The organism is Mesorhizobium sp. P2_E9 (assembly GCF_056403815.1).
Map to the genome: position 1 here is coordinate 196895 of NZ_JBFUET010000008.1, position 20164 is coordinate 217058.

Annotated in this window: 19 protein-coding genes; 2 read left to right on the forward strand and 17 right to left on the reverse strand. The window is 64.4% G+C overall.

Annotation, left to right across the window (positions count from 1 at the left end):
* Positions 1-58 precede the first annotated feature (58 nt).
* Positions 59-1444 carry an NAD(P)/FAD-dependent oxidoreductase gene (locus AC1D05_RS15945; protein ID WP_477441928.1) on the forward strand — a complete coding sequence of 462 codons (1386 nt, stop codon included), beginning with the start codon at positions 59-61 and terminating at the stop codon, positions 1442-1444.
* A gap of 3 nt (positions 1445-1447) precedes the next feature.
* Positions 1448-1816 (forward strand): cupin domain-containing protein, encoded by a 369-nt coding sequence (locus tag AC1D05_RS15950; protein WP_477441930.1) that lies wholly within the window; start codon positions 1448-1450, stop codon positions 1814-1816.
* A gap of 24 nt (positions 1817-1840) precedes the next feature.
* Here AC1D05_RS15950 and AC1D05_RS15955 read toward each other — a convergent pair whose 3' ends face one another.
* The 17 genes from AC1D05_RS15955 to AC1D05_RS16035 form a co-directional block, all read right to left on the reverse strand.
* The gene (locus AC1D05_RS15955) at positions 1841-3484 is read right to left on the reverse strand and encodes an MFS transporter (protein ID WP_477441932.1); all 1644 of its coding nucleotides are present in this window, start codon (positions 3482-3484) and stop codon (positions 1841-1843) included.
* A 177-nt stretch (positions 3485-3661) separates the two neighbouring features.
* Complete coding sequence (gene asnB, locus AC1D05_RS15960; RefSeq protein ID WP_477441933.1) at positions 3662-5530, reverse strand: asparagine synthase (glutamine-hydrolyzing); 1869 nt, start codon at positions 5528-5530, stop codon at positions 3662-3664.
* Between the two features lie 174 nt (positions 5531-5704).
* On the reverse strand, positions 5705-5971 hold the full coding sequence (gene fliQ / locus AC1D05_RS15965) for a flagellar biosynthesis protein FliQ (RefSeq protein WP_010911298.1): 267 nt from the start codon (positions 5969-5971) through the stop codon (positions 5705-5707).
* A 13-nt stretch (positions 5972-5984) separates the two neighbouring features.
* Entirely contained in the window at positions 5985-6392 is a 408-nt protein-coding gene (gene flgD / locus AC1D05_RS15970) for a flagellar hook assembly protein FlgD (RefSeq protein WP_477441935.1), read from the reverse strand.
* A complete protein-coding gene (gene flbT / locus AC1D05_RS15975; RefSeq protein ID WP_475457849.1) occupies positions 6392-6835 on the reverse strand; it encodes a flagellar biosynthesis repressor FlbT in 444 nt (147 codons plus the stop codon). The genes flgD and flbT overlap by 1 nt, the downstream gene beginning before the upstream one ends.
* On the reverse strand, positions 6832-7179 hold the full coding sequence (gene flaF / locus AC1D05_RS15980) for a flagellar biosynthesis regulator FlaF (protein WP_477441937.1): 348 nt from the start codon (positions 7177-7179) through the stop codon (positions 6832-6834). Before flaF ends, flbT begins: the two co-directional genes overlap by 4 nt.
* A 28-nt stretch (positions 7180-7207) precedes the next feature.
* Complete coding sequence (locus tag AC1D05_RS15985) at positions 7208-8251, reverse strand: flagellar hook-associated family protein (RefSeq protein WP_477441939.1); 1044 nt, start codon at positions 8249-8251, stop codon at positions 7208-7210.
* Between the two features lie 3 nt (positions 8252-8254).
* The gene (gene flgK / locus AC1D05_RS15990; RefSeq protein WP_477441941.1) at positions 8255-9709 is read right to left on the reverse strand and encodes a flagellar hook-associated protein FlgK; all 1455 of its coding nucleotides are present in this window, start codon (positions 9707-9709) and stop codon (positions 8255-8257) included.
* 28 nt (positions 9710-9737) lie between these two features.
* Complete coding sequence (locus AC1D05_RS15995; RefSeq protein ID WP_477441942.1) at positions 9738-10994, reverse strand: flagellar hook protein FlgE; 1257 nt, start codon at positions 10992-10994, stop codon at positions 9738-9740.
* A gap of 79 nt (positions 10995-11073) precedes the next feature.
* Complete coding sequence (locus AC1D05_RS16000; protein WP_010911291.1) at positions 11074-11742, reverse strand: response regulator transcription factor; 669 nt, start codon at positions 11740-11742, stop codon at positions 11074-11076.
* A 224-nt stretch (positions 11743-11966) separates the two neighbouring features.
* Positions 11967-12554 carry a transglycosylase SLT domain-containing protein gene (locus AC1D05_RS16005; RefSeq protein ID WP_477442080.1) on the reverse strand — a complete coding sequence of 196 codons (588 nt, stop codon included), beginning with the start codon at positions 12552-12554 and terminating at the stop codon, positions 11967-11969.
* Positions 12484-13851 carry a flagellar hook-length control protein FliK gene (fliK, locus tag AC1D05_RS16010; RefSeq protein ID WP_477441944.1) on the reverse strand — a complete coding sequence of 456 codons (1368 nt, stop codon included), beginning with the start codon at positions 13849-13851 and terminating at the stop codon, positions 12484-12486. Before fliK ends, AC1D05_RS16005 begins: the two co-directional genes overlap by 71 nt.
* Entirely contained in the window at positions 13848-15218 is a 1371-nt protein-coding gene (locus tag AC1D05_RS16015; RefSeq protein ID WP_477441946.1) for a chemotaxis protein MotC, read from the reverse strand. The genes fliK and AC1D05_RS16015 overlap by 4 nt, the downstream gene beginning before the upstream one ends.
* Positions 15215-16594: a MotB family protein gene (locus tag AC1D05_RS16020; protein WP_477441948.1), complete on the reverse strand. Its 1380-nt coding sequence runs from the start codon at positions 16592-16594 to the stop codon at positions 15215-15217. The genes AC1D05_RS16015 and AC1D05_RS16020 overlap by 4 nt, the downstream gene beginning before the upstream one ends.
* Positions 16591-17211 (reverse strand): hypothetical protein, encoded by a 621-nt coding sequence (locus tag AC1D05_RS16025; RefSeq protein WP_477441950.1) that lies wholly within the window; start codon positions 17209-17211, stop codon positions 16591-16593. The genes AC1D05_RS16020 and AC1D05_RS16025 overlap by 4 nt, the downstream gene beginning before the upstream one ends.
* A 3-nt stretch (positions 17212-17214) precedes the next feature.
* Complete coding sequence (gene fliF / locus AC1D05_RS16030; RefSeq protein ID WP_477441952.1) at positions 17215-18864, reverse strand: flagellar basal-body MS-ring/collar protein FliF; 1650 nt, start codon at positions 18862-18864, stop codon at positions 17215-17217.
* A gap of 129 nt (positions 18865-18993) precedes the next feature.
* Complete coding sequence (locus AC1D05_RS16035; protein ID WP_477441953.1) at positions 18994-20061, reverse strand: flagellin N-terminal helical domain-containing protein; 1068 nt, start codon at positions 20059-20061, stop codon at positions 18994-18996.
* Between the last annotated feature and the right edge of the window lie 103 nt (positions 20062-20164).

The following is a 20164-nucleotide window of genomic DNA, read 5'->3' on the forward strand; positions in this document are numbered from 1 at the left end:
CCCGGACGGAAAACCGTTTCACACTTTTCCTGGAATTGCTCTTCCTGAAAGTCATCCCATGCAAGCCAAACGCAACGGCGACATATCGTTCTGGTATGCGGATATAGGCGGAGTTCCCGCGCCCCGGCCATTCTTGCCCGGCGATATCGAAGCCGATGTCGCGATCGTCGGTGCCGGTTATACCGGGCTGTGGACCGCCTACTATCTGAAGAAGGCAAGGCCTTCGCTGCGCATCGCGCTGATCGAGCGTGAGTTTGCCGGCTTCGGTGCTTCGGGCCGCAATGGCGGCTGGCTGTCGGGTGGTTTCAGCTGGTCGCGTGAAAAATATCTCAAGACCTCGACTCGGCAAGGGGTGAGCGCCATGCAGGCGGCGATGGCTGGCTGTGTCGACGAGGTGATCCGGGTGGCGACGGAGGAAGGGATCGATGCCGATATCCGCCGCGTCGACAACCTGACGGTGGCCACCAACCCCGCGCAGCTCGAACGCGCGCGCGAAGAGTGCGAAACGATCCGCGCCTGGGATGTCGATCCGCACCGCGTCGAAATGCTGGATCAGGCGGCGACGCGGGCACGCATCAATGTGCGCAATGTCATGGGTGGCTTCGTCGTCCACGGCCAGGCACGGGTGCAGCCGGCCAAGCTGGTGCGCGGGCTTGCCGCCGCCGTTGAGCGGTTGGGCGTGGCGATCTACGAACAGACGACGGTGACGTCCATCGCCAAGGGCAGCTTGACGACGAACCGCGGCACGGTGCGGGCGGAAACCATCATCCGCGCGACGGAGGGTTTTACATCAGGCATCCCCGGCGAGGAGCGGACCTGGCTGGCGCTCAACAGCGCGCAGATCGTCACCGAGCCGCTGTCGGAGGCGCTCTGGCGCGACATCGGCTGGGAAGGTCATGAGCTTCTCGGCAACGCCGCCCACGCCTATTGCTATGCCCAGCGTACGCGCGAGGGGCGCATCACCATGGGGGGGCGCGGCGTACCCTATCGCTACGGCTCGCGCACCGACGTCAATGGGCAGACGCAGCAGGCGACGGTCGACCAGCTGCATCAGATCCTGACGACGCTCTTGCCGCAGACGGCGAACTGCCGCATCGAGCATGCCTGGTGCGGTGTGCTCGGCGTGCCGCGCGACTGGTGCACGACCGTCGGGCTCGATCCCGCGACCCGTATCGGCTGGGCCGGCGGCTATGTCGGGCTTGGCGTGTCGAGCTCCAATCTTGCGGGGCGCACGCTTGCCGACCTGATCCTTGGCCAGGACACCGAGCTTACGAAGCTGCCTTGGGTCAACCGCAAGGTCAGGCCATGGGAGCCGGAACCGTTTCGCTGGCTCGGCGTGCATTCGATGTACCAGCTTTATCGCATCGCTGACGGGCGCGAGGCCGCTGGGCTTGCGCATACATCGAGACTGGCGGCGCTCGCTGACAGCATCACGGGCCACTGATCCATGGAGTCCAATTTGATCGACCTTTCGACCTTCCACGATCTCGCCAAGACCGATATCGGCGCGTTCTCACCAAAGCCGACCAGCATCGAAGGGGATCAGGTCGAGGCCGTGCGCTCGTTCTTCCAGTCGCCGGACGGAACCGTCGACATCGGCATCTGGGAGTGCACGCCCGGGCGCTTCACCGCCGACCGCACGGGCTCGTCGGAGATATGCCATATCATTTCGGGGCGGGTGGAGGTGAGCCGCGCAGACGGCGAGACGCGCGAGTTGGGGCCGGGCGACCTTCTCGTGCTGCCGCAGGGATGGAAGGGCGAATGGCGCATCCGCGAGACCACGCGCAAGCTCTACATGATCCAGAGCGCCGCCTGATCGACTGATATCAGTTCCACCGGATCAGTGCTCGATAGGCCCCTTGGCCATCACCAGCGCAGTGCCGGCGGTGGTCGGGCGCTCGATGACGCGGCGCACGCGCGGCGGCTCGTCGCCGCTGTGCAGCGCCCGCAAGCGATCACCGACCATGGCATCGGCATGGGTGATGCGGCCATTGTGCCTGACATATTCGAGCCAGGTCGGCGTGTGGTAGTGCTCGATCCATATTGTGGGATTTTCGAGATCGCGCGCCAGCGTCCAGTTGCGGGCGCCGTCGCGGCGGCGGATGCGGCCGCGCTCGGCCATGGTGGCGAGGAATTCCGCCTCGTCCTCGTGGCGGATGATGTATTCGATCATGATGGCGATGGGGCCGCTGCGCGGCTTCAGATCGAGCGCGAGATGCGGTTCCTTGAAGCGGTTGAGCGGGTCGAGGTTCAGCACCTGCTGCTGCGGCAGCGGCAGGACAAGGCCGATCGCGCCTCCGGCCAGCATGGCGATGGCGGCGGCGATCAGGGCGGTCTCGGCGCCATGCGCGTCGGCGACGACACCCCAGATCCAGCTGCCCAGCGCGATGCCGCCGAAGGTCGCGGTCTGATAGACCGACAGCACCCGGCCGACCACCCAGCGTGGCGTCGCCATCTGTACGGTGACGTTGAAGTGCGACAGCGCGATCACCCAGCAGGCGCCGCCGACCAACAGGCCGAGGGCGGTCTGCCAGGCATGATGGCTGATCGCGGCATTGAAGGCGCAGACGGCGAAGCCGGCGAAGGCACAGCGCACCATCGTTTCGCTGGAGAGCAATTGCCGCAGCCGCACGCTGATCAGCGCGCCGCCGACGGCGCCGATGCCGAAGGCGCCAAGCATGATGCCGTAGGTCAAGGCGTCGCCCTTGACGACGTCGCGCGCCACCAGCGGCAAGAGTGCCAGCACCGCGCCGGCGCTGAAGCCGAAGGCCGCACCCCGGACCAGCACCTTGCCGATGTTGGGCGACATGGCGACATAGCGCAGGCCGGCGCCCATGGCCGCGCCCAGCGACTCGCGCGGCAAGGTCGATACCGGCACGTCGCGCTTCCAGCGCGCCATCACGATGATGAGACCGATATAGCTGACGGCGTTGGCCGCGAAGGCGGCCGCAGCACCGGCGGCCGCGACGATGACGCCGCCGATCGCCGGACCGACGCTGCGTGTCAGGTTGAAACCCAGGGAGTTCAGCGCCACGGCCGCGGGCACCTTGTTGCGGGGAACCATGTCGCCGACGGACGCCTGCCAGGAGGGGCTGTTCAGCGCCGTGCCGCTGTCGATCAGGAAGGTGAAGGCAAGCAGCGTCCATGGCGTGAGCAAATTGTAATAGGTGAACACCGTCAGAAGCACCGAAACGACCAGCATGAAGGTCTGCGCGACCAGCATCACCTTGCGCCGGTCGAAGCTGTCGGCGATGGCGCCGGCGACAAGCGCGAACAGCATGATCGGCAAGGTGGTCGAAGCCTGGACCAGGGCGACCTGATAGGGCGAGGTGGCGATCGTGGTCATCATCCAGGCGGCGCCGACGCCTTGGATCAGGCCACCGAAATTGGACACGAGACTTGCGGACCAGACGGCGCGGAAAATGCCATTCCGGAACGGCGCCAGCGCCGAAACGCCTTCGCTATCCGGTTTCTCGTCAATCATGGATGGGTTCCTGCCACGGCGTGCTGATCCTTGCGGTTTCTCCGCATCGTTTGCCGAAACTATGGCATCGCGCCGCAAAGGGCGAATGTCATGCGAAAAAGATCATGGTCCAACAAGGGGATAGAAGGGGGCCACGCCTCTATCGGCACCGCGAAATGGCTATGCCGTTCGTTTGCCTCAGCGAGCGTCCCTGACCGCCGCGTGCAGCGCTTCGGTGAGGTGGCTGGTGGTCTGACCGCCGGCATGCAGGCGAAGGAAAAGCTCCATGCCGACCAGCCGCAGCCGCGACGGCTGGTCCCGCTTTGCCAGGTCGATCAGGTCTTCGAGCGAAGCCGCCGGCCACTTCATGGCGTCGCGCAGCAAGCCGCCACGCAGTAGGCTCTCCGTGCCCGTGGTGAAATTGTTCGATACCTGGAAGCCGTTCTTGCGGGCATTCACGTTCTGAAGCGGAATGTGTTTTTCCGCGACTTTCTTCAACAGCCATTTTCCTTGCTTGTGGCGGTACTTGTGCCGCCTCGGCAGATGGATGGCGAAGTCGATCAGCCGGTTTTCGAGAAACGGCACTCTGAGCTCTACCGAAGCCGCCATGCTGAGCCGGTCATGCCTGTTCAGCAGGTCCTGCAGATGCGCGTACATGTCGTGCAGGCAGCATCCCAGGAAGGCACGGTCACTGAGTGACGCGACCGGCTCGAGCCGGTCGAAGATCTTGGTCTGAAGGAAATTCAGCTCCGGCGACAGCGCCCTGAGCACTATGTTGCGGTCCCAGCCATGGCCACCCGCAACCGAAGTCCGGAAGGGGGCATGACGCAGGCGCTCGAACCTGCGGGCAAGCCGGGTCTTGGAGCGAAACAGCCGTTGCGGCCATGACCACGGCCGCCACGGCCGCATGCTGGCTTCCTGCCAGTCGTAGCCGCCAAAGAGCTCGTCGGCGCCTTCGCCGGTCAACAGCACCTTGATGCCGTCGGCCCGGCACTGTTCAGCCAGCGCCAGCAAGCAGACATGGCTTGCATGCCAGCCGTCGCTCTCCAGATGCCAGATGGTTCTTGGCCAGAGTTCGAGGAACCGGTCCTTGTCGACGGGCACCCTGTTCAGCGGCACGCCGGCATGGCGCGCGGTGCGTGCGGCGTCTTCGGCTTCACTGTGGCCCAGGCGCGGATCGACGACATAGGCTGTCATCTCCGGCCTGAACCGTTTCGCCAGCGTCGTGACGAGACCGGAATCGATGCCGCCGCTGCACGCCGCGGCCAGGCTGGTATCGGCAATGCAGTGCAGTCCGACGCTGTCCTGGATCAACGCCTCCAGCGTCGCCATGTGCTCGGCGTCGGTGGCGGTGTCGCCGGTGATGCGGGCGGCGTCGAGCACATCGAGGACATGCCAGAAACAGCGCTTCTCGATGCCGGCGTCGGTGATTTTCCACAGACCCGCCGAGGGCAGCCGCTCCATGCCCTCGAACAGGCTGGCGCTGGAATCGCGGCTTTGCCAGGCAAGACGCAAGGTGATCTCGCGCGCATCGATGGCGCGTCTAACGCCGTCACAGGCAAGGATCGCCTTGTCCTCGGAGGCGAAGAGAATTCGCTCACTCGTCTCGGCCACTGACATCGGCTTGATGCCGAGGCGATCGCGGGCAAGCCAGAGCGCGCTCGACCGCATGTCGAAATAGGCTAGGGAAAACATGCCGTCGAACAGCGGGATGGCCTTGTCCGGCCCCCAATGGTGCAGGGCTTCGAGAACCACTTCTGCATCCGAAACCGTTCGGAAATGCCTGCCTTCGGCCTCAAGCGTCTCGCGCAGCGTCCGGTAATTGTAGACCTCGCCATTGTAGACCAGCACGCCCTGGCCACAGGCGGTGAGCATCGGCTCGCGCGCCTGCGCCGACAGGTCGATGATCGAGAGCCGCCGATGACCGAGCGCCAGCCGGCTGTCGTTCCATGTGGCATGATCGTCGGGGCCGCGATGCGCCAGTGCCTGCGTCATACGGCCGACATCCGCGAGATCGCCGCCCGTGATCGGGTTCCGCTTGCGCCAGACGCCGGCTATGCCGCACATGGTCCGCCGGCCGGTCTGGGCTGGTTCAGGGGTCTGCGAGAAGCCATTGGGACAAAATGATCGCCTGGCCGGGAGTTGCCACACGGCAATCTAACTGGAACCGGGCCGGCCGCAAGCGGACCGTTGTTTTCAGCAACTCCGGAGTGCAGTCGCCGCAGGCTTCCTCCGAAGGGTTCAGAACCCGTTCTGGATGCGCTGGAAGATGACGTTGGTGAAGGCCGATATCTGGCCGCCGATGAACGGGCCCGTGAGCGCCACCACCAGCATGATGGCAACGATCTTCGGCACGAAGGTCAAGGTGATTTCCTGGATCTGCGTCAGCGCCTGGATGAGGGCGATGCCGATGCCGACCGCCATGGCGACCAGCACGACCGGAGCGGACGCGGTCAGCACCGTCCACACCGCGTACTGGACGATGTCGAGTGCGTCGGCCTCGTTCATGTCGGAGGTTGGCCTAGCTTGCCGGCTTGATCGACACGCCTGCGGTAACAGGGACCTGGGTGCCATCCTGCAGCACCGCGATCAGTCCGCTGCTGGCGAGCGTCACCGAAGCCACTATTCCGGTGGTCTTGCCGTCGGCCGAGGTGATCGAGCGGCCGATAATCGCATCGGCCTGCGACAGCGCCGACGATGACATGATCTGGTCGAGCTTGGTGTTGGTCTGCACCGATTGCTCGACCTGCGAGAAGGTGGCGAGCTGGGCCACATACGCCGTCGAATCCATCGGCTTGGTTGGATCCTGGTTCTTCATCTCGGCGATCAGAAGCTTCAGGAAGGACTGGTAGTCGACCGCTGTCTTCGAGGTCGACGCGGTCGTCGAATTGGCGCCAACCGGTATCGTCGTCGTCATGTCCACGGTCATTAGTAGCGTGCTCCCACGGCCAGCGGGCGCGCGGCGCCCGGAACATCGTCATTGCCGCCAAGCGCGCGGCGTTCGAGAGGATAGAGCGAACGGATCGCCTTCAAAGCCTCGTAGATATGATCCTCGCCGACCATGCGGTCGATCTGTTTCAGCGCGCTGCAGATATCAGCGTCCTCGAAGCTTGCAATGAGCAGCGGCAGCGAGCGGCGGAACATCTCGCGGGCCTCATCAGCGCCGGCCGGGTTGATCAGCATGACCTGCACGATGAAATAGAGCTGCCTCAGCGGCGTCGATGCCTGGTCGGCCTGGAGCACATGGCTTTCGAGCAGGAACTGCACGTCGTTCATCAGCTCGACGGTGACCTTGCGGTCGACGCGGATGACGGCGCCGTTGATGTAGATCTTCTCGTTGGGCTTAAGCGATATCTTCAGCGTGTTGGTCATTGAATGCCGTCGCGGATGATCTGGGACACTTCGATCAGCCCTTCGAAATTGTTGGTGCGGCCCTGGCGGATATCCTCCGCCTCGCGCAGCAGCCACAGGCCGATGGAAATCAGGTTGGCGCGCAATTCCTTGGGAAGCGCATTGTCGCTGGAGCCAAGGTCTTCGACGAAGATGGTCCAGACGCGGTTGGTGAAGTTCAGCGCCTCCACCGCCTCCATCGAATCCTGGCCTGCCAACGCTGCCGCCGACAGCATATCGATCGAGCGGGTCAGAAGCTCGCGCTCACGGTCCTTGGCGTCCGAGACGGAGGTGCTCTGAACGTCGGCGTAGGTGAATTGGTACATCGTCGGCTCTACCGTTCCGTAGGAGTTATCAGGTCAGGTAATTCAACAGGCTGAGCTGCTGCAGGCGTGCTGTCAGAGCGAAGGACGTCTCGATATGCTGCGTCAGGTCGGCGACTTTGGTGGCGGCCGTGGCCGGGTCGACGGCTTCGAGATCGAGGATATGGCGTTCGAACAGGTCGATCTGCGTCTTCATGCGGTCGCTGGCATCGGAGACGCGCTTCTGCACGATACCGGTCTCCGACTGGACCTGGGCGATGCCGCTCAAAGCCTCGCCGACCAGTGTCTGCGAGTGGCTGACGATGCTGTCCTTCGCCGCCTGGCTGATGTTGGTGGACATCAGACTGGAGACTATCGCGGCGGCCATTGCGAGCTTCTTGATGCCGTCGCTGTTGGCGCTGGTCGAGGTCTCGGTGGTTTCATTGAGCGCGATGCGGCTGACGATCTGCTGGTCGGTGGCGTTCGACATGTTGGTCTGCCAGCCGGCGCCGAGGAACTGCGGCGTGACATCGTTGGTGATGAAATCGTCCATCTGGGCGGCGGTGATGTTGGCTGCGGCGGGATCACTGGGCGTGAAGCCGAATTTGGCGACGAAGGAGGCGTCGAAGGCGGCCTTGGCCGGTGAGCCGGCGGCGGTGAAATCGTTGATCGGCTTGACGTCGGTGTTCGTGCCGGCAAACAAATATTCGCCGTTGACGCTGGTGTTGAGGATCGAGGTAAGCTGCTGGATCGTCGTCTGGCCGGTGGATTGGGTCAGGCTGTCGGAGTTGTCGCCCGACGATGCTGTGGTCAGGCTGGACAGGAAGGTCTGCGCCACGCCGGAGAGCTGACCGAGCGACGTCTGCGTCGACGAAAGCCTTGCGGCGACCAGCCCGTTGGAATCGACGATCACGTTGAGCCGGTCGAGGTCACGCGAAAAGGTGACGGACTGGGCGGTGCGTCCGCCCAGTGCCAGGCCGACATCGGCGACCTTGCCGGTCGAGGATTCCTTCGTCGCTTTGACGAGATCGGCCTGCATGCGCATCTGTTGATAGCGCAGGGCGTTGGAGAGGGCGGCCGAGGAGACTGAGGTCATGGATTATCCCACCGCGTTCAACAGCGCCGTCATCATGTCGTCGACGGTCTTCATCATGCGGGCCGATGCCTGATAGGTGTGTTCGAGGTCGAGCATCAGCGACATTTCCTGGTCGACATTGACGCCGGTCGCATTGGACAGCGCCTCGGAGCTGCGCTGTGCCAGCGCCTCCTTCGCGTCGGCGGCGGTCGAGGCTTGCTGGCGCATGCCCTGGAGCCAGCCGATCGAATTGGCGGCGTAGTCGGAAACACTGGACGTTGCCGAAATCCCAGCGGCGGGGTCGAACGTCATCGGCTGGTCGAGCCGGTCGCCATAGGCAACCAGAAGGTTGGAATAGGAAGCGCCACCTGTGGTGTTGGCGACATAGGCAGCGCCGTTGGCGCCGCCGTCGCGCAGCAATGTCGGATTGCCGCCGGCGCTCGGATCCATCGCCGCATTGATGCTGATCGTGCCGGCCAGGCCATTGATCAGCGTGCCCGCGGCCGGCACCGCCGGTGCGCCGGACCAGGTGAACAGGCCGGCGGCGTTGGGCATCGAGGGCGCGGTCTCGGCAAAGGCCGTGATCAGGCCGCGCGCGGTTTCGTCGAGCTGGCCCTGCATGGTCGAGGCGACGCCGTCGCGCAACTGCAGCAGGCCGGCAAGCTTGCCGCTGGCGCTGGTGTTGCCGCCGCTTCCCGCCGAGACCGGCACATTGTCGATATAGACGGTGTTGCCGGGGCTTCCGGCGGCATAGCCGGCCGATGGCGTGAAGCTCACCGTGCGCGGTATCGTCTCGAACAGCGTGGTACCGTCACCCGTGGTGATGACCATGTCGTTGTCGCCGCGCGTGAAGGTGGAGATCGGAACATAGTCCGAAATCTTCTTCAGCAGTGCGTCGCGCTGGTCGAGCGCATCGGAAACATCGGTGCCGGAACGGGATCCGGAAATGACCGCCTGGTTGGCGTCCTGGAACTGGCTGAGCAGCGAGTTGAGGTCTTTGACCGCCGTGTCGATCTGGCCGTCGGTCTGGGTGCGGAAATCCTGAATGGCCTGCGAGCCTTCATTCAGGGAACGCACGACCTGCCTGGCCGCGTCGATGACGCTGGAGCCGAGATTCTGGTTGGACGGCGAGGTGGCATAGAGCTGCAGCTGCTGCTGCAGATTGGCTATTGCCGTCGAGGGCGAGGAGGCGTTGTCGACACCGTTGACCGACACGTCCAGCTGATCCATGCCGCTGTAGAGTGCGTTCTGGCCGCTATACGCCGACAGGGCGCCGAGATTCTGCCGGAAGAGCAGGTCGTTGGTTGCGCGTTGGATATCAACCGAACGCGCGCCGGGCGCCGTGCTGGTGACGACGGCGATGCGGCGCGTATAGTCCGGATTGGAGGCGTCCGAGACGTTGCGTGTAACGACGCTGGTCTGGCGCGCGGTACTCATAAGCGCCGATTGGGCGATGCTCAATGCGGAAGATAACGACATGCTGGTCTTTCACGGGCCACGCCCGGTTTTATCTCTTCAGGTTGACAAGGACGTCCATCAGGTCGGAACCGGTCTGGAAGACTTTCGAATTGGCGGTGTAGCTGCGCTGCGCCGCGATCATGTCGGTCAATTCCTCGGCGATATCGACGTTGGAATTTTCCAGCGCGCCGGAGATGATCGAGCCGAGCTTGCCTTCATTGGCAAAACCGACGCGGATCGCACCGGAATCGGTGCCCTGCGCGTAGACATTGCCCGGCAGCGCCTTGAGCTGGTCGGGGCTCTGCACGTCGGCCAGCGGAATCTTGTAGAGCGGCTTGGTGGAGCCGTCCTTGTACTGGGCGTAGATGGTGCCATCCTTGCTGATCTGCACCTTGTCGATGGTGCTCGGCGCGTTGCCGTTGACCTGAGCGTCGCTAACGGTGAAGCCGGTGCCGAGCTGGGTCAGTGTCGACAGATCGAGATCGAGGCTGGCGCCGCCCGGCACGGTGAATGAAACGTCGGTAGGGGTACCAGTAAGCTTGCCGGTGGTGGTGTCGAAGGTCAGGTTGGCCGTGCCGAGTGCGCCGCCGGTGTAGGGGAACGATGTTCCAGGCGTCGCCTTCGACTGATCGAAAACCGCCACCTGCCAGGTGCCGGTGCCGGTGTTGGTGAAATAGACGTCGAGCAGCTTCTTGTTGCCGAGATTGTCATAGGCGACCATCGACGATTTCGAGGTGTACTGCGCGGTGGCGGCGTTGGCGCCAGGCAGGTTGGCGGCGACGACCGGAGTCGCACCTGCCGGCAGATTGCCGCTGAAACTACCCGTGGTGCTCGGGGTTGCGGTCAGTCCCTGGTCGGAGATGACAACCGGCTCCAGGCCTTCGAAGCCGTTCACCGTCGCCGCCGGCGTGCCATTGGCGTAGCTGTAGGCCATCAGCTGGAAGCCGGCAGCATTGACCAGCCTGCCCTGTGCATCGGGAACGAAGGCGCCGGCGCGGGTCAGGAAAGGTGTGCCGCTCGGATCCTGGACAACGAAGAAACCATCGCCGCTGACGGCAAGATCGGAAACCGAGGTCGTGTACTGAAGCACGCCCGGATCGCTGACCGCCTGCCGGATCGTCGTGGTGACGCCACCGGAATTGTAGGCGCCGCCCGTCGACGGCATGATCAGCGTCGAAAATTCGGCGGAGGACCGCTTGTAACCGGTGGTATCGGAATTGGCGATGTTGTCGGCTGTCGTCGACAGGCGATTGGCCTGTGCGTTCATGCCGGAAACGCCGGTCCGCATCATTCCGTAGAGGCTCATCGAAACGTCTCCGCTATGTCCATGCCACTGGCTTTGAGGCTACGCGTCCTGTCTTGCGCGAAGCTGGCGCGGCGCGGCATCAGAACACCAGCCGGTAGCCGAGGAAGCGTTTGGAATCGATGGGGTCGGTGCCCAGCTTCTCGCGCAGCTTCTTGCGCAATTTGCTGATGTGGCTTTCGACGACGTTCTCCTCGACCTCTTCGTCGAAGATGCCGTAGATGGCGTTGAAGACCTGGGTCTTGGTGACACGGCGGCCGCGGTTGCTCGCCAGGTATTCGAGGATGCGGCGCTCGCGGCGCGGCAAGGGTAGCGGCTGGCCGTCGATCTCGGGGTCGCGGCCGTCCATGAAGATGCGCATGGCGCCGATCTCGGTGTAGGCGACATCCTCATGGGCACGACGGCGGATGGCGGTTATGCGGGCCAGGATCTCTCTGATGTGGACGGGCTTGCGGATGACGTCGTCGACGCCGCTCTCGAACAACCGCAGCGTGTTTTCCAGCGAATGCTGCTCGCTGAGCGCAATGACCGGAGCGCCGGTGCGGTCGCGGATCTGGCGTGGAGAGATGGCGCCGTCGCGGCAGTCGCCGATCAGGAAGGCCCGTACCGAACGCAGGTCGGTGTCGGCGGCCGAGTTCACCCACTCGCCGAATTCGCCGGGCGCGAAGCCTGCACAGGCGACGCCTTCACGATCAAAAAGTGAATTGTATCCCTCAGTTACGAGCTCTCGCTCGTCAACGATCACGATCATCGGCCCCGCCTTCCGAATCAGCACATCTGCCCCGTGGGGAAAGGCGTAACCGCTGGCGGGAAACCTGAACAACCGTCATTTCTTGTAACTAGTTTCTTGGGAGTCTGGAATCGCACCGGTTGCATTAGCGTGCTGCCAGATATGCTTGCGGCGGGAAGTTCTGGGCAAGTCAAAACCGCAACCCAAGAGCTGTGCGACTGGCGTATTGGAAGCAGAAAATGCGCTTACGGGTTGCAGAAGGAGCGGGCGTTGGTCGTCCATTTGCCAAAACCGGTGGCAACCATATTGGCGATCACCCGGCAGACATAAACCTTCTGCGCCGGGTCGTTGTCGGGACCGGCATGATAGCGGGCGACGGCCATCGACCAGGTTTCGTGGCGGGCATGGAGACTGGCCAGGAAACGCGCCGCGTAGTCGACGTTCTGGCGCGGATCGAGCATGTCCTCGACACTGCGGAAATGCGAGGAATGATAGTGATGGTTGATCTGCATGCAGCCGAGATCGATCAGCGTCTTGCCCTCGCGCTGCGCATTGGCGAAGGTGGCAAGCGCTTCGGCCCGGCTCCTTGGGAAGACCGCTTTTCCTTCTATATTCAATGCATTAGGTTGAAGACTGCCTTTGTTGCCGGTCTCGGTCAGGCCGACGGCATAGAGGATGCCGGCGGGCACGCCGTAGCGGTCGGCGGCGCGCAGGATCTCGGGCTCGCAGGGATTGGTGGCGGCGAGGGCGGCGTTCGCGAGGCTAGATAAACATATCGCCGCCAGCGCGCTCGCGAGATGGCGAAGCGGTGCGGCCGAGTGCTTGCGCGTCATCATGGTTACCCCTTGCGGACTGCTGGCCCGGTTGCTGGCCGCCGGCGCCGCTGTTGCCGCCACTGGAGTTTCCGGGCTGGAACGAGGACTGGTCGCGGCCAGGTGCTGCGGTGAGCGAAGCGGTTGCATCCGCCCGGGTCGTAGCCGGAACGGCCACTGACGGTTGCATGATGGTGACCTTATCAACCTCGAAGCCCAGCCCGCGCAGCGACTTGACGATTGCCTCGCTGTCGCTGGAAAGCCGGCGGTAGGCGTCGTGTGTTTCGGGCTTCAATTCAATCGAGAGTTGTTCTCCGGAGAGGCGAAGATGGGCCGTGACCATGCCCAGTTCGGCCGGGTGAAGTTCGATCTTCAACACATGTGTCGGAACTGCAACAGAACTGGCCAGCTGAGTGCTGGCGGAGGCTGTCGAAGACGCTTGCTTCGTGCCAACATCGGCCGCTACGGCGTTGATTACGTTGAGCGCTGCCTGGCTCACCGGCGCTTGCGGCGGGGCAGGGAAGCTGCGCTCGGAAACCACGTCGACGCGCGCCTGCGCCGAGGGCTGTTTTCCCGGCTCCGACCGCAACGAGGACTGGACGTCGGCGATGGACTTCAGCTGCGGCGCCGCCTGCTTCGGCTCAACGCCCGGCACCTCGGCGGTTGCCGTGTCGGGCAGCGCGCTGGCAGCGATTGCATTGTCACGCCGCGGCGCGCCAGCGCCGGCATCGCGGACGGACTCGAGCTTCGTCAGCGGGCCGTCGACGAGCGACACCAGCTCTGGTTTAGACATCGGTTCGAGGTCGTCATGCCCGGCGGCCGATGTCGCCCGATAGGCCTTCGGCAAGAGCTGGCCGCCGAGCGCCGGTTGCTGTCCGGCTTCGCCTGCGTCGGCTGACTTGGCCGATGTCGAGAAATGGCGCAGATCATGAAACGCCATCAGCAGAGGCAGGTGGTCGTCGAGCGGCGTCGCGCCGGCGTCGGTCGCCGGCGTTTCGGTATCGGCGTCCTTGTCCGCCTCGACAGCCTTGCCGTCTTTTGCGGATTTCGCAGCCGTCAATCCGGTCGGCGTGGTCTTCACCTTGCCGGACGGCATCGGTTCGTCCTCGCCTGTCTGTGCCGCAAGGTCGGCGGCAAGTTTGCTCCAGCGCGGGTCGCGCGTCCCGGCCTCGGCCGACGGCTGCTTTTCCGCCTGGCTTGCGCCGCCGTGCACCATTTTGCCGAAACCGGAATCATCCTTCTTTCCGGGCGCGGCCGGCTGCTCCGCCGTGCGCGCGGCGGTAAATCCTGGCAAGGCCGGGCCGAGGCTGGGGGTCATTTCGGGGCGGCTCCAAGCATCTGGTCGATCAGGTCGAGCTGTCGACGGGTTTTCATCATGGCGGCGTCGGTCGGATCGGTCGTGTCGGGAGCGGCAGAATCTGCCGGCGCTGATGCCGGCAGGACCGTTGCCGCATCGGCTGAAGGCGCCGATGCGTTCGGTGCAGAGGGTACTGTTCCGCCGGACGGCGGGGCGGCGGGCTGTTCGGAGACGGCGCCCTCGACAGGCGGCAATCCGGCCTCGTCGGCGGCCTGCATGGCGGCGACTTCAGGTTTGGACTGCGATGCAGCGGATGCAGGCGCCGGGCTTGCGGCTGGAGCGGAGGCAGGCGGCGCCACCATTTCACCGGCGATCGCTTGCGCGGCGTCGAGCAGGGCACGATCACCGTCCGACAGCTTGCTGCGGTCGATCTTGCCGAGCTTGGCGCGCACATCCTCGGTCGTGTCCGAAGTCACGGTCGACAGGCTGGAATAGAGCAGGGCGCGCGGATCGCCCCGATTGGTGTTGCCGTCGCGGCTCTGCTCGGCCCGTGCCGAGGCAAAGGCCGACAATTCGCTGAGGCCATCGATCGCGGCGCGGCGGGCGATGCGCAGATAGATCACCTTCTCGCGCTCAGGATCCATCATCGCGGTGATATCGGCCAGCTTGTCCTGGCTGATCGACATGTGCAGCGTGATGACGCCGGAGACGAAGGAATCGGCGAACTGGCTGGCATAGGGCGAATAGAGGTAGCGCTCGACATACTGGGTGGAGGCGAGCGCGAAGCGCGCCGCATCGCCTTGCGTCACCGCAATGCCGACCGAGCGCCGCAGTGCCGACTCCTCGACCAGCGTGCCAGGGCTAAGCAGCTTGGCCTCGTCGAGCAGCGTCAACGCCGCCGCCGGGTCGTCCGTCGCCATTAGCGAACCTTTGACCAGGGCAAGGAATGCGCCGAGATCGGCGGGCAGGGTCATCGGATCGATCGGCCTGAGGGCTTCGATAGCCTGGCCTGGCCGGCCGTTCAGATAGTCGATCACACCCTTGGCGATGGCGAGGTTCGCCGGATCCGTGGCGGCACGCGACACGGCTGCCTCGACGGTCACCGGATTGCCGCCGCTCATGCCGTAGACCAGGAGCGCGCGAAAATTCTTGGGGTCCTTGAAGTCCTGCGCATCCGCTTCGCGCAGGCGCGTATCGGTCATCTCGAGCAGCTTGGCCTGCATCGGCATCGCGGCGTGATCGCCGGCGGCGATGCGGTCCTGGACAAGCTGCAGCGAGCGCACCAGCTGGTAAGGCTGCAGCGTATCCTGAGCAAAGCCGGCCGACGGATAGCCGGCTGCCATCAGCAACAGGCCCATCAGCCGGCTGGTGACGGTCGCCCGCATCATCCGCCGGTCGCCATCAGGATCTCGATGCGGCGGTTGGCCGCCGACAGGGGGTCGGCCGGATCCTTCGGCTGACGGTCGGCGAAGCCGGCGACCTCGGTGATGCGGCGTTCGTCGACGCCGCCGCGCACGAGCATGTAGTAGGCGGAATGCGCGCGCGCCGTCGACAGCCGCCAATTGTCGTAGCTGGCGCTGCGGAAGGGCCGCGCGTCGGTGTGGCCGTTGATGCTGATGGTGCCCTTCTGGCTGTTGACGATGCGGCCGATCTTCTCCATCGCCAGCACCAGTTCGCGACTCGGCACCGCCGATCCGACTTCGAACATGCCGAAGTCGAGCTGATCGGTGATCGAAATGACGACGCCCTTGTCGGTGGCTTCGACCGAGACGCCGTCATGCAGCTTGTCGCCGGGCTTGAAGGCATCGGCCAGCTGCTGCTTGACGTCGGCCGCGGCCTTCACCGCAGCGGCGGTCGGCGGCTTTTCGGCGGCTTCAGGCGGGGTTGTCTCTTGCGCGGCGGCTGCGGCTTCCGCCTTGGCTGCGGCCACGGCCTTGCTGTCTCCAGCCTTGGCATCACCGGCCTTGGCGTTGCTGGCTTTGGTTTCGCCGACCTTGGCCATCGCTGCTGCGGCGTCCTTGCCATCTCCGGCCAGGGGCTCGAGCGGTGCGTCCTTGACGGGCGGAGCCGGCGGCACGGCCTTGACCTTGGCGACCTGCGTTTCCGCGGCCTTGTCGCCTGATTTGAGCGGGTCGCCCTCTATCTTGGGGCGCTGCGCACTCGCCTCGGCGGCGGGCGTAGCGACCTGCTGCGACCAGAAATCGGGCTCGAAGGGATCGCGGTAGGACGCGCCGCCCGATGCACCCGTCGCCGGACCGGCGCTCTGCGCGCCGCCATCGCCCTTCTGGCTGACATTCTGCATGACGCCGGTGTCGGTGGCGATTTCGGAGAGCACGGCGTAAGGGTCGGCGAACAGATGATCGTCTGATTGTTGCGGCTTCTGCGGCTCTTGCTTGTCCTGCTTGCGATCAGAAGAACCCGCCTCGCCAGCGCCACCTTGGCCCGCCTTGGCTGTCACCTGTTGCGGGTTTGGGGCAGTCGTGCCGATCGCGTTCGGCCCGTCGCCAAGGTCCTCCAGGCCTTTGCGGCTCGAATTGCGGTCGACCAGTTTTACCGGGTTGAAGTAGCTGGCGACGGCCGCCTTGGTCTGTTCGTTGGCGGCGTTGATCAGCCACATCACCAGGAAGAAGCACATCATGGCGGTCATGAAGTCGGCGAAAGCGATCTTCCAGACTCCGCCATGATGGGCCTCGTCGTGGTCGTCATGAGCCCGCCGCACGATGATGATCTCGTGCCTGCCGTGATCGGCTTCGGCGACACTCATGACAAGACCTCGGAAAGGGTTACCGCCCATTCGGCCATGCGTGTTTCGAACACGGCCTCGTCAATGGTCACCGTCAGGTCGAAGCCGGGCGCCTCGATGAAATCGAGATTTGTTATGCGTGGCCCAAGCGATGCCTTCAGCGGTTCGAACATAGACAGCGGTCCGCGCACCGCGATGCGCACCGCTTCGCCATCGCCAACGGCTTCGCGAACCGCGCCGGCAAGCGCCTCGAGCGAGCGCTTCTGCAGATCGTCGCTGACAACGCCGCCGATGATGCGGGCGACCGTGGCGGCGACGAGGTCCGTCACGCGCGTCTCCATGGCATCGATGCGCAGCGAGACCGCCTTGCCGATATCGCCGCCGAAGCTTTCGAGGAAAACCCTGGCTTCCTCGGCATTCGCCTGGCGCTCCGCTTCCAAGGCTGCGTCATGGGCAGCGACAAGCCGTTCCGCCAGCGTTGCCTCCGCCTGGGCAACCGCCTCGGCGATCAACGTGCCGATATCGGCCTTCGGTGCGGGTGCTTCCGGTCTGTGTTCGGACGTGGCCTGAGGCTGGCTGACGCGCGGCGCACGCGTACCGAAATCAGGGAGAAGATCGAAAAGGGCTGCGGAGGCCATGGTTTACGCCGCGACTTCCTGGGCCGCCCATTTGCGCAGGATCTGCGCGGTGCGCTCCTCATTGAGGTCGACCATGCGGGCAAGCCGCTCCTGTGGCGCTGGCCTGATCTTCTGGCGAAGATCGTCGAGCGCATTGGTGCCAGGCCGCGAGTTGGGCAAGGCGCCCATGGCGGCACCAGCATCGGCGGAAGCGGCTGCCTCCGGTGTCGGCAGCGAACGCTGGACTTCATCGAAATTTGGACCCGACAAAGCGGGCGTCGCCTTTGCCGTCAGCGCCGCCGCCATCGGCCGCAGGCCGAAGAAGGCCACCAGGAAGACGACGACGATGAAGGCGCCGGCGTTGATCAGCGTGCCGGCGTGCTGGCCGACGGAGTCCAGCATTCCAGCCTGCGGGATCGCCTCGCCGTCCAGCCCGTCGATGAATTCGACCGCCGAGACGTCGATGACATCGCCCCGCTTGTCATCGAAGCCGGTGGCGGAACTGACCATCTTCTGGATCTCGGCGACGCGCTTGGCGATCTGCTCGGGGGTGGCGTCCTTGCCCAGGATCGCTTTCAGCCGATCCTGGTTGACGACGACGGCGATCGACATCTTGGTGACGGTATAGCCGTTGGAGACGGTGGCGACCTTCTTAGAGTTGATCTCGTAGTTGGTGATCTCTTCCTTGCGGTCGTTGGCCGAAGAGGTCTGCGGACCCTCGGTGCTGGTCGCCTGAGTCTCCGGCAGGTTCTGCTCGACGCTGGCCGGGGTCGAAGCCTGCTTCTGGTTGCTGTTTTCATTGGCGCGCACCGACTGCACGGAGCGCTCGACGCGGGAATTGGGATCGAAGATCGTCTCTTCGGTCTGGCGGGTGTCGGTGTTGACGTCGGCCTTGACGCTGGCGCGGAAATTGTCGGGCCCGAGATAGGCGGTGAGCGCGCGGCGGATGTTGTCGCCGATCTGCGCCTCCACGGTCTGCTCGACGCCGAGCGTGCGGGCGGCGCTGGTGTTGGAGGGATCGTCGCCGGCGGCCAGCATATTGCCGTTGGAATCGAGCACCGTCACCTTGTCGGCCGACAGGCCGGGGACGGCGGCGGCGACGAGATGGCGGATCGACTGGGCACTTTTCTCGGCATCGATGCCGGCATAGCGGATGACGACCGAGGCCGAGGGCTGCTGTTCGTCGCGGCGGAAATTGGCGCGCTCGGACATGACGATGTGGACGCGCGCCGCCTTGATGCCTGATATCGACTGGATGGTGCGGGCGATCTCGCCTTCGAGCGCGCGCACCCGGGTGATCTGCTGCATGAACGAGGTCAGGCCCATCGCGCCGACATTGTCGAACAGCTCGTAGCCGGCATTGGCGCTGGTCGGCAGACCCTTTTCGGCGAGCAGCATGCGCGCCTGCGCCGTGGTGCCGGCCGGCACCAGCACGGAGGTTCCGTCGGCGCCGACGTCGAAGCCGATGCCGGCCTCGCCCAGCACCAGACCGATCTGGTTCACGTCGGAACGATCGAGGCCGACATAGAGCGTGTCGTAGGCCGGGCGGTTGAGGTAAACCGAGGCGATGCCGATGACGCCCATCACCAGAACGGCGATGCCCGCCAGCATGGCGAGGCGCTTCACACCAAAACCGCGGAGGTTAGAGATGATGCTCTGGATCTGTTCCGGCACGATAGAGCGACTCCCAGCATGATTGTCCGCCGGAACACTAGCCCTCGAAGCTTGTGCGAAAATGAAATCGGACCGCGCTTGCGGCGCGGCCCGTGAATTGGATGCAGGTATCTGTCAGTTACGGCGGGATTAGCCGTTCTTGAACAGCGACAGGATCGACTGCGACGAGCTGTTGGCGATCGACAGCGACTGGATGCCGAGCTGCTGCTGCACCTGCAGCGCCTGCAGGCGGGTCGATTCCTTGTTCATGTCGGCATCGACGAGCTGGCCGACGCCGCGGTCGATGGAGTCCATCAGGCTCTGCGTGAAGGTCTTCTGCAGGTCGATGGAGCTCTTGGCGGCGCCGAGGATGGTGGCCGAGTCGGTCAACTGGCTCATGACCTTGTCGATCTTGTTGACCATCTGGGTGATGATATCGTCGGTCACGCCCGCTGCCGTGATGTCGAGATTGAAGGCGGAGACGTTGTCGACCTTGGCGACCGCCCCTGCCGCCGTCTGGCCAGCGGTGTTGGCGGCGATGTCCGTGCCGCCGCCGGCGATCGCAGCCGCATAGGCGGTGTCGTACAGGTTCTGGGCGGCCGCTGTCGCGTAGACGGACGTCTTGCGGTCGATAATGCCCTGGTTCTTGACGGCGGTGGGGAGCCCGTTGTCGAACAACTTGGTGCTCTCGACATCGATGTCGATCGTTCCGAGCGAGATGGCGCCCGACGAGGAACGGTTGAAGGACGAGACGATCTTGGCGTTGGCCTGGACGCCATCGTTGGCGGCAGCGACCTGCGTTGACGTCACCGACAGATAGTTCGAGCCGGAGAAAGTGGCCGCGTCGGCAAACGACTTCATCTGCGCCTGAAGCGAGGTGATTTCGGTCTGCGTTTTTGCCTTGTTGGCATCCGTCTGGCCGATGGTCGAAAGCAGCTTGGTCTTGAGGTTGCCGATCGTCGTCAGGACGTTGTTCATGCCGGTGTAGGCGGTATCGACCTTCGAGGCACCAAGGCCGAGCGCGTCTTGCACGGTCGAAAGCGCCTGGTTGTCGGAACGCATGGTGGTGGCTATCGACCAGTAGGCAGCGTTGTCAGAGGCCTCGGAGACCCTGTAGCCCGTCGAAATCCGGGACTGTGTCTGCTCAAGCGATTTGTTGGTGGCGTTGAGGCTTTGAAGTGCAGTCAACGCCGCAGCGTTTGTCATGATGCTCGCCAAGAAACTCGCTCCTTTTTTCCAGGCCGGTCTTTCTCAAAAACCGGCATTTCCCTCGCGAGCCGCTGGCCCGCCCATCGATTGCCGTCGTGCCGCCCGGGCCGAT